The organism is Cryobacterium sp. SO2, assembly GCF_026151165.2.
Taxonomy (GTDB): Bacteria; Actinomycetota; Actinomycetes; order Actinomycetales; family Microbacteriaceae; genus Cryobacterium.
The window spans coordinates 1574466-1589142 of sequence record NZ_CP117849.1 but is presented as its reverse complement, the minus strand read 5'-3'; the positions used below and the strand labels follow the sequence as shown (position 1 = coordinate 1589142).

Here is a 14677-nt window from a genome sequence, read left to right as displayed (position 1 = left end):
CGTGCGGTGAACGCCCGGCGAACGCTCGGCCGTCGGCACGCGACGGACTCCAACTCGAGGGGTTACAACGCGTCGACTTGCCGCAAAAATCCCCTTCAGGAGCCCTGAAGGGGTGTTTTCCGGCAACTCGATGTGGGCTCACCGGTACCCGGCTGGTGGTTTCCCATCGACCTGCCCATCGACTGTCGTCTCGGCGGCGCCGTGCTTATGCTGGGATGACCATGCGACTCCTGTTGATCCGCCACGGCCAGACGCCCGCGAACGTGCTCGGGCAGCTCGATACCGCCCACCCGGGCCCCGGCCTCACCGAGCTCGGTGAGCGTCAGGCGGCCGTCATTCCCGAGGCGCTCCGGTTCGATTCCATCGACACGATCTTCGCGTCCACGCTGCACCGCACTCAGCTCACCGCCCGGCCCCTCGCCCTGGATCGCGGGCTCGACATCCAGGTGGCCGACGGCCTGCACGAGATCGAGGCCGGCACGCTCGAGCGGCGCAGCGACCATGCCTCGGTGCGGCGGTACATGGAGACCGTGTTCGCCTGGGGAGCCGGCAACCTCGATGTGGGCATGCCGGGCGGCCCGGACGGGCACGCGTTCTTCGCCAGGTTCGACGCCGACATCGCGGTGGCCGCGGCCAGCGGACACACCGCGGCCGTGTTCAGCCATGGCGCGGCCATCCGGGTGTGGGCAGCGGCCCGCGCCACGAATGTGCCGCCGATGTTCGCGGGGCTGCACGACCTCGACAACACCGGCGTGGTCGAACTGTCCGGCTCGCCGGAAGACGGCTGGACCCTGCTCTCCTGGGCGGGTGTGCCGCTGGGCGGCATGCCCCTGGTCGACGCGGATGCCGTCGACCCGACCGGCGAAGCGCTGGATGCCTCTTAGCTCAAGGAGCTCGAGGAGCTCGAGGAGCTCGAGGAGCTCGAGGGCATCCGGGAGCTGAGCCGCGACCTCAGCGCCTCACCGCCCGGCCGGCTCAGGCCAGGGCGCCAAGCATGGCGCCGGCGGTCAGCTCCACGGAGCGCAGCCGGTCACCGATCTGCTGCGACGCATGCGCCACGATGAGCTCGTCGGCCTGGGTGGCTGCGGCGAGGTCGTCGAGGAAGACGCGAACATCCGTGGGCGTGCCCACGGCCGTGTACCGCATCATGTCGGCCAGGCGGCTGCCCTCCGTGGTGGTGAGGAAGGCGTCGATCTGGGCGTCGGAGTAGTCCGGCGTTGCCGGGCCCCGGGAGATCATGCCGCGCACCCGCGAGCGGCGCATGATCTCGAACTGCTCGGTGGCATCCGCGGCGTCGTCGGCCGCGATCACATTGGCCGCCACCATCAAGTACGGCTCGGCGAGCTGCGCCGACGGCTGGAAGTCCCGGCGGTAGGTGGCGACGGCCTCGAAGAGCGAGCCGGGCGCGAAGTGCGACGCGAAGGCGTACGGCAGGCCCAGCGCGGCGGCGAGACCGGCGCCGAACAGCGACGACCCGAGGATGTAGAGGGGAACGTTGGTGCCCGCTCCGGGCACGGCCCGCACGCCGGGGATGATCGATTCGTCACGCAGGTAGGCCTGCAGTTCCATCACGTCCTGCGGAAACTGGTCGGAGGCGCGCGGGTCGCGGCGCATGGCCCTGGCCGTGGTCTGGTCGCTGCCGGGCGCCCGGCCCAGGCCCAGGTCGATCCGGTCGGGGTAGAGCTCGGCGAGGGTGCCGAACTGCTCCGCGATGGTGAGCGGAGAGTGGTTGGGCAGCATCACGCCACCGGAACCCAGGCGGATGGTCGACGTCTGCGAGGCGACGTGGCCCACCAGCACGCTCGTGGCCGACGACGCGATCGTGGGCATGTTGTGGTGCTCGGCGTACCAGACCCGCTCGTACCCATGCTTTTCGGCCGCCTGGGCGAGCGCGACGCTGGCCGCGAAGCTCTCCCTGATGGTCTGCCCGGGGGCGATGGGCGCGAGGTCGAGAATGGAGAGCGGTGTCGTCATGCTGTGGGTAACGGTTTTCGGCGGCGAATCGTTCCCGTTCTCACCGGATTCGGCCGACACCGGGCAGAAACCGTCCCACCCTGGCCGCATACTCCGAGTACGCCGGATGCTCATCGACGAGCATCCGTTCCTCCCAGCGCGCCTTGCCGGAGAGCAGGCCCACCAGCGCCAGCCAGGTCACGACGTGCAGGAGGGACGCGCCGAACAGCACCAGGCCGAGGCCGCCCGTCATCAGCCCGGTGTAGATCGGGTTGCGCACGATGCCGTACACGCCGTTGGTGGCCAGCGGGGCGTTCTCCCGCGGGATCGGACTGGCCGTCATGGCGGGGCCGAGCGTGGTGGAGCCCTGCACGGCGAGGGTCACCCCCACCACGACGAGCGCCACCGACGTGGCCACCACAAACCCGTTGACCGGCCACACCGAGCCATGGGGAATGATCAGCAGAGCCACGAGCAGCAGGATCTGAGCGAGGACCAGACCGAACGCGAGCGCACGTTTCATGCCCCGAGAGTACGCCCGCCTTCACACCTCTGCAGCCCGGGCGGCGACGGATTCGGTGAGGACCTGCCGACTAGTACCAGCCGACGGATTCAGACTTGGCCCAGGCTGCGCACGGGGTGCCGTAGCTGCCGGAGATGTAGCCGAGGCCCCAGGAGATCTGGGTGGCGGCGTTGGTGGCCCAGTCCGAGCCGGCCGAGGCCATCTTGCTGCCGGGAAGCGCCTGCGGGATGCCGGCGGCCCCGCTCGAAGCGTTGTACGCGTTCACGTTCCAGCCGGACTCCTTGTCCCACAGGCTCACGAGGCAGCCGAACTGGTCGGCGCCCCAGCCGTACTTGGACGACATCATGTCGCGGGCGGTGGCCTGGGCGGCGCTGGGGTTCGACGGCGCGGACGGCGCGGGCGCGCTGCTGGCCTCAGGAGCGGCCTGCGCTTCCTCGGCGGCGACGGCCGCGGCGGCGGCCTCCTCGGCTGCAGCCTGCTCGGCGGCGGCCTGGGCGGCGGCAGCAGCGGCTGCGGCCTGCTCGGCGGCGACCCGATCGGCCTCGGCCGTCGCTGCCTGCACCGGAGGCACCTGCGTGTTCGCGGTGTCGACAAGCTCGTAGATGCGCTCGGGGGCCAACTGCTCGTAGTTGCTCAGCATGGCCACACTGGTGGCCAGGCCGGTGGCGTCGGCTTTGTTCTGGGCTGCAGTGATCACCGCGGTTGCGCCGGCGATGGTGCCCTCTGCCGCCTTCTCGGCGTGGGCCGTGGCCACAGTGCTGTAACTGTCGAGCTGCTCGGAGTGCAAGCCGGTGCTGGCAGTGAGGGCGGCAGTCTCGGCAACGCGGTCGTTCTGGGCCGCCATGGCGGGCTGCAGCACGAAGCCGGTTCCGGCCATCGCGCCGACGACGAGAACGGCTACGCCGGCTGCGGTGCGACGGGTCACGCGGGTGCGGTGGGTGATGGTCGCCCGGGTCTCACCCTGCGCGGCCTCTCCGGTGGTGCTGGGTCGGGCTGAAGTACGGGAAAACGGCGAATTCAAGGTTCAGTATGTCTTTCACGGGGCGAATCGCGTGAGGCGTCTGGCGCGGTGCGATTCTTAGTCGACGTTCCACGGGCGGGGGCCCGCCCGGGCGAAGTGACCACCCTGCAACAGGTTTCTGCACACTTCCTCACTTTGTGCCGGGAATGTCATCCGAGCCCCCCAAATGCTCTTGCGCTTTCCGGTGAGATCTGCAGGTTCAGGAAAATCCCCGATCAGGTTCCATTCGCCTGCCGATTGAAGTGCGGTTACACCGGGGAAACCCACACTGAGCGCGCCGAAAATTGGGTCGGAAGTTTTTTGGGCGACCTGCGGGGACCCGCTCCGCCGCCGGCCGCTATGGTGACGTCGGCCGGGTAATCGGGCGCAGCAGGAACAGCCGCACCACGCGCCCCGAGTCGCGCTCGTAGGCGCGATATCCCGGCCACTGCGCCTCGATCCGGGCCCAGGCCGCGTCCCTGTCGCCCGGAGCGATGAGGTGCGCCCTGACCGGCAGGGGACGGCCCCGCACCCGCTCGACGTGCGGCAGCAGCACCGGTGCGGCCGCCCGGAATAGGCGAGTACGGGTCAACGGCGCCGCGATCGAGCGAACCAGGGGCACGACGGCTGACTTGGGGCCATTCTGGCCCCGGTCGCCCGCACTCAGCGAGTGGTCAGTCGGCGAGGATGAGGTACAGCGCGCGCCGCACCTCGTCGAGCTTCTCGGTGGCCGCGGCACGCTGGGCGTCCGTGGCCGACGAGCGGAACTGGTGCACGACGCCGAAGAGCTTGCCGACGCTCTCGTGGAAGGCCGCGTCGGCGTCCGACTGGCCGGGAGTGGCCTCCCAGGCCTTCTTGAGGTCGTCGGCATGTTCGGCCAGGTAGGCCCGGCCGGCTTCGGTCAGCTCATAGTCGGTGCGGCGCTCGGTACCGGTCGGCGAGATGAGTTCTTCGTCGACGAGCTGCTGCAGGGTCGGATAGATGGAGCCGGGGCTGGGGCGCCAGGCTCCGCCGGTCTTCTCCTCGATGGCCCGGATCAGTCCGTAGCCGTTGGAGGGGCCGTCGGCCAGCAGCGACAGGATCGCCGAGCGAACGTCGCCCCTGTTGGCACGACGGGAGCCGCGCGGGCCGCCCGGACCGAAGCCCGGCCCGAAGCCGCCGAAACCGGGGCCGCCTGGGCCGAAACCGCGACCGAAGCCACGACCGTGTTCTTGGGGTGCGTCGTGGTGGGCCCGGCGCATGCCGGGACCGAACTCGGAGTTCCCGAATTCTGGAGGTGTGTGATGAAAGCGCTTCATGACCGCATTCGTCCTTTCACGGAATGCGCATCCGCTGGAATTGCGGGCACGCCTCGCGGAACTTCCGCGATACGTAACGATATATCGCTGAGTGTCGGAAGGTCAAGGGTGGATCCGCGGATCGGCTCAGAGGGTAGGCAGCACCTGGTCGCGCACCTTGCGGCGCAGCACCTTGCCGAGCATGGTGCGCGGGGTGTCGGTGATCTGCACGATGCGACGGGGAATCTTGTATGCCGCCAGGTGCTCCCGGCAGTGGTCCTGCAGGGCCTTCTCGTCGAGCGTGGCGCCGGGCTCCAGCTCCACGGCGGCCACGACCATCTCGCCGCCGCGCTCGAGGGTCTTCCCGAACACCGCCGCATCCACCACGGAGGCGTGCAGGCGCAGCACGGTCTCGACCTCGGTGGGCGACACGTTGAACCCGCCGGTGATGATGAGGTCCTTGGCCCGGTCCACGATCGTGGCGAAGCCGTCGTCGTCCTGGGTGACGATGTCGCCCGAGCGCAACCAGCCATCCGGGGTGAGGGTCTTGGCAGTCTCTTCGGGGTTGTTCCAGTAGCCCTGGAACACCTGAGGTCCCTTGATCAGCAGCTCCCCCGGCTGCCCGTGCGGCACCTCTACGGTGGGGTCGTCGATGTCGGTGACCTTCATCAGGGTGGACGGGAACGGGATGCCCACCGTGCCGGGCTTGCGGGTCGGGTAGAACGGGTTGCCCAGCGCCACCGGAGAGGCCTCGGTCATGCCGAAGCCTTCCACGAGCAATCCGCCGGACACCGACTCCCACAGCTCCACGACGTGGTCGGGCAGGTTCATGGCGCCGGAGATGCAGAACCGGCAGGAGCGCAGCGAGACGCCCCGTTCCTTCGCGGCGAGCGCGGTGCGCTCGTAGATCGGCGGCACCGCGCAGTACACGGTGGCCGGCGACTTCTTCATGGCGTCGAGCACGAGCTTCGGGTCGAACTTGGGGAACAGCACCAGAAGCGCCTGCTTGTGGATGCCGTAGGTGAGGTAGAGGGTGAGGCCGAACGAGTGGAACATCGGCAGGATCGCGTAGAAGATCTCCTTGCGATACTCGGCGCCGTGCATCCACGCCTCACCCTGGAGCGCATTGCAGTGCAGGTTGTAGTGGGTGAGCATGGCCCCCTTGGGCCGGCCGGTGGTGCCGGAGGTGTACTGGATCGCGGCCAGGTCGTGCAGCCCGGGGCGCGGATGTTCGGGGTCGATGGCGCCGTGCGTGAGCAGCTGTTTGAACGGCGTGGTGCCGGGAGCGGAGCCGGACAGTGCCTCGCGGGACTCCCGCAGGCTCTTGACCGGCAGGTACAGCGCCAGGCGCTTCACCGTGGGGAAGGCCTCGAGCAGGTTGACCGAGATCACGTGGTCGATCTCGATGTCGGCCGGGAACGCGCGCACGGTCGGGGCGACCTTGTCCCAGGCGATCACGATGCGGGCCTGGTGGTCTTCGAATTGGTGGCGCAGCTCCGGCGAGGTGTAGAGGGGGTTGTGCTCCACGACCACCCCACCCAGGCGCAGCACCGCGTAGAACGCGACGACGTGCTGCGGGCAATTGGGCAGGATCAGTGCCACCCGGTCGCCCGCTCGCACTCCGAGCAGACGCAGTCCCTCTGCCGCCCGGTCGACCTGGGCGCCGAGCTCGGTGTAGGTGGTGCGGCGGCCGAAGAACTCCAGCGCCGGGTGATCGCCGGCCTCGGCGACCGAGCGCTCGAGCATCGCCACCAGCGAGTCGGTGGGCAGGTCGATCTCGGCGGGCACGCCCGGTTGGTAGTGCTTCACCCAGGGCTGCTGCTCAGTATTGGCCATGGGGACATCCTCCCGCGATCCGTTCGGCGCCGGGGCACGACACGGCGCGCACCTCGGCCAGTTCACTCACCGTTCTGCCGGGTGCTCAGTCCGTGTCGGCGGGCGACACCGCGGCATTCCTGGTCTCCCTGGCGAGGAAGGTGCCGAGTTCGCTGATGGTGCTCATCAGGGGCGCGGGGAACACGACGATGGTGTTCTTGTCGACGCCGATCTCCACCAGGGTTTGCAGGTTGCGCAGTTGCAGGGCGATCGGATGCTTCATCATCGTGTCCGCCGCGTCGCCGAGCTTGGCGGCGGCGAGCTGCTCCCCCTCGGCGTTGATGATCTTGGCGCGCTTCTCCCGCTCGGCCTCGGCCTGCTTGGCCATCGACCGCTTCATGCTCTCCGGCAGCAGGATGTCCTTGAGTTCGACGAGGGTGACCTCGACACCCCAGCCGAGGGTCTGGGCATCCAGGATCTCCCGCACGTTCACGTTGAGCACCTCGGTGTTCGAGAGCGTCTCGTCGAGGGCGTGCTGGCCCACCACCTTGCGCAGGGTGGTCTGGGCGATCTGCTCGATCGCGGCCTGCACGTTCTCGATCTCCACGACGGACTTCACCGAGTCCATGACCCGGTAGTACGCCACCGCGGAGACCCCGACACTGACGTTGTCGCGGGTGATGATGCCCTGCGATTCAATCGGCAGGGTGACGATGCGCAGGGAGACGCGGGTCATCACGTCCACGAAGGGAATGATCAGGTGCACGCCCGGTTTGAGCACGCCCTCGAGGCGGCCAAAGCGCAACAGCACGCCCTGTTCGTATTGGGTGACCACCTTGATCGAGAACGACAGCAGCACGATCAGGAGGATCACGGCGAGTACCAGAAGCACCCAGAACCACAGCATCAGGAAAGACCTTCCCTCGGCCAGAACGCCTATGGCGTCATTCTGCGCCCGTCCGGCGCCGCCCGCCAGTGCGGCCCGGTCAGCTGGGCAGTGTCGCAGCGGGCCGGCAGTCCGGGCTGACCACCCGGAGTGTCGAGCCCGGCGCCGTCACGAGCTTGTGGGGTGCCCGGCTCGGGCGCAGTTGCAGGGTGCCGGCACAGTTGGGACAGGCGCCGGCGGGGAACGACCGCACGCAGTCGGCGCACCAGGTGCACTCAAAGGAGCAGATGTAGACGTCGTCGGCCGACGGGGACAGGTCCCGGTCGCAGCATTCGCAATTCGGTCGCAGCTCGAGCATTCGTGTGGCCCACCTGTCTGTCGTCGTGTCTGTGTTGTCGCTGGTGTCTCTGTCTCGGCGTCGTGACTATGACGAACGAATCGTATCGGCGTGGGCGGCGAGGAACTCCGTGAATGTGCGTGGCCGCAGCCCGAAGACGGCGCTGTCCGCGGGGCGCGCCCGATGGTTGACCTCGCCGTACCAGACCTGTTTGGCCACCCAGCCCGGATGGTGGCCCCGGGCGATCAGGTCGTCGGGGGTCGTCTGCACGTACCGGAATTCGCGGCCGTGCGCCTCGGAAAGCACTCGCTCCTGGTAGCCAGCGGCCAGGCGGCCATCACGGTGGCGCTGCTCGGCATCCTCAAGGCCGGAGACCATTTCCTCTCGGCGCCCAGCCTCTACGAGGGATCGAAGACCCTGTTCCGGGAGAACTTCGCCCGGTTCGGCATCGAGGTGGAGTTCGTCGACGACCCGCACGATATCGAGGACTGGCGCCGCCGGGTGCGACCGAACACCCGCGCCGTCTACGGCGAGACCATCCCGAACCCCAAGAACGACCTGATCGACATCGGCCAGATCGCTGCCTTCGCCCGCGATGAGGGTCTGCCCTTCGTGATCGACAGCACCGCGTCCACGCCCTACCTGATCCGGCCGCTCGACCACGGCGCGTCCATCGTGGTGCACTCGGCCAGCAAGTTCCTCAGCGGCCACGGCGCCTCCCTGGCCGGCGTCGTCATCGACGGCGGCAGCTTCGACTGGGCCGCCTACCCCGACAAGTTCCCACAGTTCTCCACCCCCATCGGCGGCCCGGGCACGCCAACGCTGGTGGAGAAGTTCGGCAACACCGCCTACCTCGAATACACCCGCACGATCATCGCCGGGCGGTTGGGGCCCGTGCTGTCGCCGCTGAACGCGTTCCTGCTGCAGCAGGGCCTCGAGACCCTGTCGCTGCGAGTCGGCCAGCACTCCCGGAACGCCCTCACAGTGGCCAGATGGCTCGACGCCCAGCCGGAGGTGGAGTCTGTGGACTACCCGGGACTGCCCTCGAACCCCTCCTACGCAATCGCCCGCACGTACTATCCCCGGGGCGCCGGCTCGGTGTTCGGCTTCACCCTGCGCGGCGGCATCCGGGATGCCCGCACCCTGATCGACTCCCTCGAGCTGTTCAGCCGGATGTCGCATCTCGGCGATGTGCGGTCGCTGATGCTGCACCCCGGCACCACCTCGCACGCGCACCTGTCCGCTGAGGAACGTGACCGGCTCGGCATCTTCCCCGGCCTGGTGCGCCTGTCGGTGGGCATCGAAGACGAAAACGATCTGGTGGCCGACCTGGAGCAGGCGTTCGCGGCCGTGCGGGCGACCAACGCGGGCACGGCACAGGCGCATGTGGCCGCACTCGACGAGGCGGAGTTGCCCCTCTCGGCGTGACCTTGCGGGCACGGATTTGGCCCTCCCGAACGGGGTAGACACTCCGACCGACTACCGTAGTAGTATGACGCCTCCTGATTCAACTGCACCGACCGAGGCAGCCACTGCCCGCGCGACGATCACCTTCTCCGAGCTTGGGCTCAGCGACTCCGTTCTCAAGGCCCTCAAAGACGTCGGCTACGAGACCCCGTCGGCCATCCAGGCCGCCACGATCCCCCCGCTGCTCGACGGCCGCGATGTCGTGGGCCTCGCCCAGACCGGTACCGGAAAGACCGCGGCGTTCGCGCTGCCCATCCTCTCCCGCCTTGACCTGTCCCAGAAGAGCCCCCAGGCGCTCGTTCTGGCCCCCACCCGCGAACTCGCCCTGCAGGTTTGCGAGGCCTTCGAGAAGTACGCCGCCCACATGAAGGGTGTGCACGTGCTGCCCGTCTACGGCGGACAGGGCTACGGCGTGCAGCTCTCCGCGCTGCGCCGTGGTGTGCACGTTGTGGTCGGTACTCCCGGCCGCATCATGGACCACCTCGAAAAGGGCACCCTCGACCTCACCCAGCTCAAGTACCTGGTGCTCGACGAGGCCGACGAGATGCTCAAGATGGGCTTCGCCGAAGACGTCGAGACGATCCTCGCCGACACCCCGGACGACAAGCAGGTGGCCCTGTTCTCGGCCACGATGCCCGCGTCGATCCGCCGCATCTCCAAGCAATACCTGAACGACCCCGAAGAGATCACGGTCAAGAACAAGACCACGACCTCGGTCAACACCACCCAGCGCTACCTGCTGGTCTCCTACCCGCAGAAGGTCGACGCGCTCACCCGCATCCTCGAGGTGGAGAACTTCGAAGGCATGATCGTCTTCACCCGCACCAAGAACGAGACCGAGACGCTCGCCGAGAAGCTGCGCGCGCGCGGCTACTCCGCCACGGCTATCAACGGCGACGTTCCCCAGGTGCAGCGCGAGCGCACGGTTGAACAGCTCAAGAGCGGCAAGCTCGACATCCTGGTCGCCACGGATGTCGCCGCGCGCGGTCTCGACGTTGAACGCATCAGCCACGTCATCAACTACGACATCCCGATCGACACCGAGTCGTACGTGCACCGCATCGGCCGCACCGGCCGTGCGGGTCGCAGCGGCGCAGCGATCAGCTTCGTCACCCCGCGTGAGCGTCACCTGCTCACCGCCATCGAGCGGGCCACCCGCCAGCCGCTCACCCAGATGCAGCTGCCGAGCGTGGAAGACGTCAACTCCACCCGTCTCACCCGCTTCGACGACGCCATCACCGCGGCGCTCGACCAGACCGCCCGCATCGCCGCGTTCCGCGACATCGTGGGCCACTACGTCGAGCACCACGACGTGCCGGAGGCCGACGTGGCCGCCGCTCTCGCCGTGGTCGCCCAGGGCGAGACGCCGCTGCTGCTCAACCCCGAAGACGTGCGCGCCGCGGCACGGTTCGACCGCGAGCGCACCGAGCACCGCGACCGCGACCGGGGCGACCGCCCCGTGCGGAACGATCGCAACAGCCGCGACGATCGCGGCAGCCGCGATGACCGGGGCAGCCGGGACGACCGTCCGCTGCGCAGCGAACGCCCCGAGCGCCGCTCCCGCGACAGCAACCGGGCCATGGCCTCGTTCCGCATCGAGGTGGGCAAGCGCCACAAGGTGGAGCCGCGCCAGATCGTCGGCGCGCTTGCCAACGAGGGTGGCCTGAGCCGCGAGGACTTCGGCGCGATCCAGATCCTGCCCGAGTACTCCCTGGTGGACCTGCCCGCCGACCTGTCCGGCGAGGTGCTGGACCGCCTGTCGGCGACCCGCATCAGCGGCAAGCTGATCGAGATCCACGCCGACAACGGCGCCTCGGCCGGCCGCAACGACCGCCCGCAGCAGGGCGACCGCTCCGAGCGTCCGCCGCGCCGCTACTAGGCCGTCTCCGTTACGCGGGTCAGGCGCCGTTACGCGGGTGGCACGCCACCCGCGTAACGGCGCCTCGCCCGCGCACCTAGGATCCCGGCGTTTCGAGCCGGGTGAGTTCCTGCACGAGGTTCCTCGTGCACGGCAACTTCCCAGCTACGCTCCCCTACTGTTGGGTCTGCAAGGGGAGTACTCCCACGCGGCGCACCCGTCAATACGGACTTAACGAAGAGTCCCGGGACGCCGGCTTGACAGCCTCATCGGCTGCCGGGTGGAAGAGACCTTGATCTCCGTCCATACCCCATGCCCTGGAGCTCTCCTTGAACATCACTCCCCTGATCTGGATCATCACCATCGCCGTGACGATCGCCTTCTTCGCCTACGAATTCTTCGCGCACGTGCGCAAGCCGCACGAGCCCACGGTCGGTGAGTCGGCCCGTTGGTCGGCCTTCTACATCGGCCTGGCCCTGCTGTTCGGTGTCGGAATCGGCATCGTCTCCGGCTGGCGCTACGGCGGCGAGTACTTCGCCGGCTATCTCACCGAGAAGGCCCTGTCGATCGACAACCTCTTCGTGTTCCTCATCGTGATGGCCGCGTTCTCGGTGCCCAAGGCCTATCAGCAGAAGGTGCTGATGTTCGGCGTCATCATCGCCCTCATCATGCGCGGCGGGTTCATCGCCGTGGGCGCGGCCCTGATCGAGAACTTCTCCTGGGTGTTCTACCTCTTCGGCGCCCTGCTCTTCGTGCTGGCCTACATGCAGGTTCGCGGCCACGAGGGCAACCCGGCCGACAACATGTTCGTGCGCCTGGCCCGCCGAGTATTGCCGGTCACCGACGAGTACGACCGCGACAAGCTCACCACCAAGATCAACGGCAAGCGCTTCGTCACCCCGATGCTGCTCACGATCATCGCGATCGGCTTCATCGACCTGGTCTTCGCCATCGACTCGATCCCGGCGATCTACGGGCTCACCTCGGAGGCGTACATCGTCTTCACCGCGAACGCGTTCGCCCTGATGGGCCTGCGCCAGCTGTTCTTCCTCATCGGCGGCCTGCTCGAGCGCCTGGTCTACCTGTCGCAGGGCCTGGCCGTCATCCTCGGCTTCATCGGCCTCAAGCTGGTCTTCCACGCTCTGCACGTCAACGAGGTGCCGTTCATCAACGGCGGCGAGCCCATCCTGTGGGTACCCGAGATCCCGATCTGGTTCTCCCTGGTCTTCATCGGCGCCACCGTCGCCGTGGCCACCATCGCGAGCCTGGCCAAGACCCGCGGTGACGCGGCCAAGGCCGACCGTGGCCAGGTCGAAGGCCAGCCCATCACCAAGGCCAAGGACTCGCACTAACCCCCACCCCGCCCCGCCCCCGCGCAGCTCCGCATGTGCCGCGCACGAGTTTGTGACTGGCCCGGTTTCGCTAGTGCGCAAGCCGGTTCGACTAGCGAAAATGGGCCACCCATACGGAAGCGCGACGCACCTGCCGCGCACAAGTTTGTGACTGGCCCGGTTTCGCTAGTGCGGGAGCCGGTTCGACTAGCGAAAATGGGCCACCCATGACTCACGTCGAGGGCTCTCGCCCGGGTCAGTCGAGCAGGACGGTGTTGAGCGGGACGGTGTCGAGGTTGTCGACGGTGACGCTGCGGTAGTCGCGGTGTCCGTCGGGAACCTCGATCACCGTGGCCCAGGGCATCAGCTGTTCGGTGCAGCCATCCGCGCCCGCCGGCACGATCACCTCGCTCACGATCTCCAGGCTGTCCGCCGCAGCGGTGTCCCGGTAGGTCGCCGGGCGGGAGGCGCATCCCGAACCGAAGATCACGACAGTCAGCTCGTGCGCCCCCGGGCCGGCGAGCGCGTACGAGTCGGCCGGTTCATCGCTCGCGGGAAGCGCCGGCATCGGTACGTCGGTGCTGACGATCCGCAGCGGCGTGAGGGTGTCCGGAGCGAATTCCACTGTGAACAGGGCACCCGGAAAGTAGCAGTCGTCGGGAGTACCCGCCGCCAGCGCGGCCGCGGTGCAGTCGGACTCGGCCGGTGGGATCACGGTGACCCGTGCGCGGCCGAGACGGATGTCCCCGGGCACCGGCAGCGTCGCCTCGAAGGAACCATCGTCGGCCACGGTCACCGTGGTGGTCTGCCGGGCCGAGTCGTTGGCGAAGACCGAGCGCAGCTCGATGGTCTGGCTGGTTCCCGGTACCAAGGTGGTGCAGATTTCCGCCGGCGCGGCGGGGGCCCGGGAGACCACCACGTCCTCGCCGACCACGGCGGTGGCCGGCGCCACCACGATGCCGCAGCCGAACGAGTCCGTGGGCGCGGACCCGGCGCATCCGGTGAGCAGGAGGGCACCGGCCAGCAGCGCGCACGCACCCGCCCGCCGGAGCCTCATGGGATCAGGGTGGCCGGATCGAAGTAGCCCATCAGGGTGACGCCGTCGGCCAGGTAGATCGGAATCTGCCCGATCGAGGACTCGGATTCGGCAGTATCGGCGACCGCGCCCAGGGACACGATGCGCACCTGATAAAGGTCGCTCAGGTACGCGTAACCGGTCTGGCCGTTGATCGTGAGGACCGGCGTCAGCTCGTCCGATCTCGACAGAAAGAGATCTGAGTCTGAGGAGCTCTCGGACGCGGCCTCGTCCTGGCCGACAGCGCTCGCTGCCTCACCGCTCAGGCCGCTCGCCGCCTCCGCGGACTCGGGCCCGCTGGAGTCCTCGGCGACGACGACGTTCGTGAGCCGGTCATAGGCCACCACAGTGCCGGCGCCGACCCCGCCGGCGAAGACCAGCGCCGCCGTCGCGGCCAGCGCGAACGCCGGGCGGGAGAGTTTGGCCACGCGGGGCCGCGGGGTGCCCGCGACGGTGCGGATGAGCAGGGCACGGATCTCGGCGGCACGGGCCGGGTCCATCTCAGGAACGTCGGTGCGATCCGGGTGGCGGTCGGGGGTCATCACAGGCTCCATCCCTCTCTCACGTCAGGCGTGCTCTGCAGCATCAGCTCGGCCATCCGGTTCTTCGCCCGGTACAGCCGCGATTTCACGGTGCCGATGGGGATGCGCAGGGCCAGGGCCGCCTCGGCGGTGGTCAGTTCCTCCAGCACGCAGAGCGTGAGGATGTCCTGGTCGCGCGCGTTCAGCTGGGCGAAGACCTCGCGCACGCTCGGTGCGCTGCGGTCACGGTCCAGCTCCGCCCCCAGCTCGTCGGACGGGTCAGGATGCGAGCGCTCGGGCGAGAGCTTCGACAGCGCCAGGCGGTAGCGCCTGTTCGAACGCGCCTGATTGCGGCAGACATTGTTGGTGGTCACGAGCAGCCAGCCGATCACCGAGCCGTTCACCACCCGCACCCGACGCCGGTGGCGCCAGAGTTCCAGGAACACTATCGCCGTGGCGTCTTCGGCGTCGTGCCGTGAGGCGAGGGCGCGCAGGGCATGACCGAAAACCCGGTCACGATGCTCGTCGAAGAGCTCCCCGAACGCCCCCGCATCCCCCTCGACGGCGCGCGCCCACACCTCGTACTCGTTGGTCCCCCGGGCAGCCGTCATACCTAATAATGTCCGCACCCGGC

At 68.5% G+C, this 14677-nt stretch carries 16 protein-coding genes; 4 read left to right on the top strand and 12 right to left on the bottom strand.

Annotated features, from left to right (window positions below):
• Window positions 1-221: 221 nt before the first annotated feature.
• Window positions 222-884: a histidine phosphatase family protein gene (locus BJQ94_RS07290; protein WP_265398483.1), complete on the top strand. Its 663-nt coding sequence runs from the start codon at window positions 222-224 to the stop codon at window positions 882-884.
• A 91-nt stretch (window positions 885-975) separates the two neighbouring features.
• Here the strand turns inward: BJQ94_RS07290 and BJQ94_RS07285 are convergent, their stop codons facing one another.
• The 9 genes from BJQ94_RS07285 to BJQ94_RS07245 all read right to left on the bottom strand — a co-directional run bounded on the left by BJQ94_RS07285 (window position 976) and on the right by BJQ94_RS07245 (window position 8097).
• Window positions 976-1974, bottom strand: coding sequence for an LLM class flavin-dependent oxidoreductase (locus BJQ94_RS07285; RefSeq protein WP_265398484.1), 999 nt, complete (start codon window positions 1972-1974; stop codon window positions 976-978).
• Window positions 1975-2014: 40 nt separating this feature from the next.
• Entirely contained in the window at window positions 2015-2476 is a 462-nt protein-coding gene (locus BJQ94_RS07280; RefSeq protein WP_265398485.1) for an isoprenylcysteine carboxylmethyltransferase family protein, read from the bottom strand.
• A 70-nt stretch (window positions 2477-2546) separates the two neighbouring features.
• The gene (locus tag BJQ94_RS07275; protein ID WP_275875575.1) at window positions 2547-3497 is read right to left on the bottom strand and encodes a hypothetical protein; all 951 of its coding nucleotides are present in this window, start codon (window positions 3495-3497) and stop codon (window positions 2547-2549) included.
• A 337-nt stretch (window positions 3498-3834) separates the two neighbouring features.
• Complete coding sequence (locus BJQ94_RS07270; RefSeq protein WP_265398487.1) at window positions 3835-4098, bottom strand: hypothetical protein; 264 nt, start codon at window positions 4096-4098, stop codon at window positions 3835-3837.
• Window positions 4099-4150: 52 nt separating this feature from the next.
• Window positions 4151-4717 carry a PadR family transcriptional regulator gene (locus BJQ94_RS07265; RefSeq protein WP_265398488.1) on the bottom strand — a complete coding sequence of 189 codons (567 nt, stop codon included), beginning with the start codon at window positions 4715-4717 and terminating at the stop codon, window positions 4151-4153.
• Between the two features lie 183 nt (window positions 4718-4900).
• Window positions 4901-6589, bottom strand: coding sequence for a long-chain-fatty-acid--CoA ligase (locus BJQ94_RS07260; protein WP_265398489.1), 1689 nt, complete (start codon window positions 6587-6589; stop codon window positions 4901-4903).
• Between the two features lie 85 nt (window positions 6590-6674).
• A complete protein-coding gene (locus tag BJQ94_RS07255) occupies window positions 6675-7475 on the bottom strand; it encodes a slipin family protein (protein WP_265398490.1) in 801 nt (266 codons plus the stop codon).
• Between the two features lie 79 nt (window positions 7476-7554).
• Window positions 7555-7812: a DUF1272 domain-containing protein gene (locus BJQ94_RS07250; protein WP_265398491.1), complete on the bottom strand. Its 258-nt coding sequence runs from the start codon at window positions 7810-7812 to the stop codon at window positions 7555-7557.
• 66 nt (window positions 7813-7878) lie between these two features.
• Window positions 7879-8097, bottom strand: coding sequence for a hypothetical protein (locus tag BJQ94_RS07245; protein WP_265398492.1), 219 nt, complete (start codon window positions 8095-8097; stop codon window positions 7879-7881).
• On the opposite strand from BJQ94_RS07245, the gene BJQ94_RS07240 reads away from it, so the two are divergent.
• The 3 genes from BJQ94_RS07240 (at window position 8080) to BJQ94_RS07230 (ending at window position 12468) form a co-directional block, all read left to right on the top strand.
• Window positions 8080-9219, top strand: coding sequence for a PLP-dependent transferase (locus BJQ94_RS07240; protein WP_265398493.1), 1140 nt, complete (start codon window positions 8080-8082; stop codon window positions 9217-9219). The genes BJQ94_RS07245 and BJQ94_RS07240 overlap by 18 nt on opposite strands.
• A gap of 64 nt (window positions 9220-9283) precedes the next feature.
• Window positions 9284-11137 carry a DEAD/DEAH box helicase gene (locus BJQ94_RS07235; protein WP_265398494.1) on the top strand — a complete coding sequence of 618 codons (1854 nt, stop codon included), beginning with the start codon at window positions 9284-9286 and terminating at the stop codon, window positions 11135-11137.
• A gap of 308 nt (window positions 11138-11445) precedes the next feature.
• On the top strand, window positions 11446-12468 hold the full coding sequence (locus BJQ94_RS07230; protein WP_265398495.1) for a TerC family protein: 1023 nt from the start codon (window positions 11446-11448) through the stop codon (window positions 12466-12468).
• Window positions 12469-12703: 235 nt separating this feature from the next.
• On the opposite strand, the gene BJQ94_RS07225 is transcribed toward BJQ94_RS07230, so the two are convergent.
• The 3 genes from BJQ94_RS07225 to BJQ94_RS07215 are packed head-to-tail and all read right to left on the bottom strand — an operon-like array spanning window position 12704 to window position 14654.
• Window positions 12704-13504, bottom strand: coding sequence for a hypothetical protein (locus tag BJQ94_RS07225; protein WP_265398893.1), 801 nt, complete (start codon window positions 13502-13504; stop codon window positions 12704-12706).
• Window positions 13501-14064 carry a hypothetical protein gene (locus BJQ94_RS07220; RefSeq protein ID WP_265398894.1) on the bottom strand — a complete coding sequence of 188 codons (564 nt, stop codon included), beginning with the start codon at window positions 14062-14064 and terminating at the stop codon, window positions 13501-13503. The genes BJQ94_RS07225 and BJQ94_RS07220 overlap by 4 nt, the downstream gene beginning before the upstream one ends.
• On the bottom strand, window positions 14064-14654 hold the full coding sequence (locus tag BJQ94_RS07215) for a sigma-70 family RNA polymerase sigma factor (RefSeq protein WP_265398895.1): 591 nt from the start codon (window positions 14652-14654) through the stop codon (window positions 14064-14066). Before BJQ94_RS07215 ends, BJQ94_RS07220 begins: the two co-directional genes overlap by 1 nt.
• Between the last annotated feature and the right edge of the window lie 23 nt (window positions 14655-14677).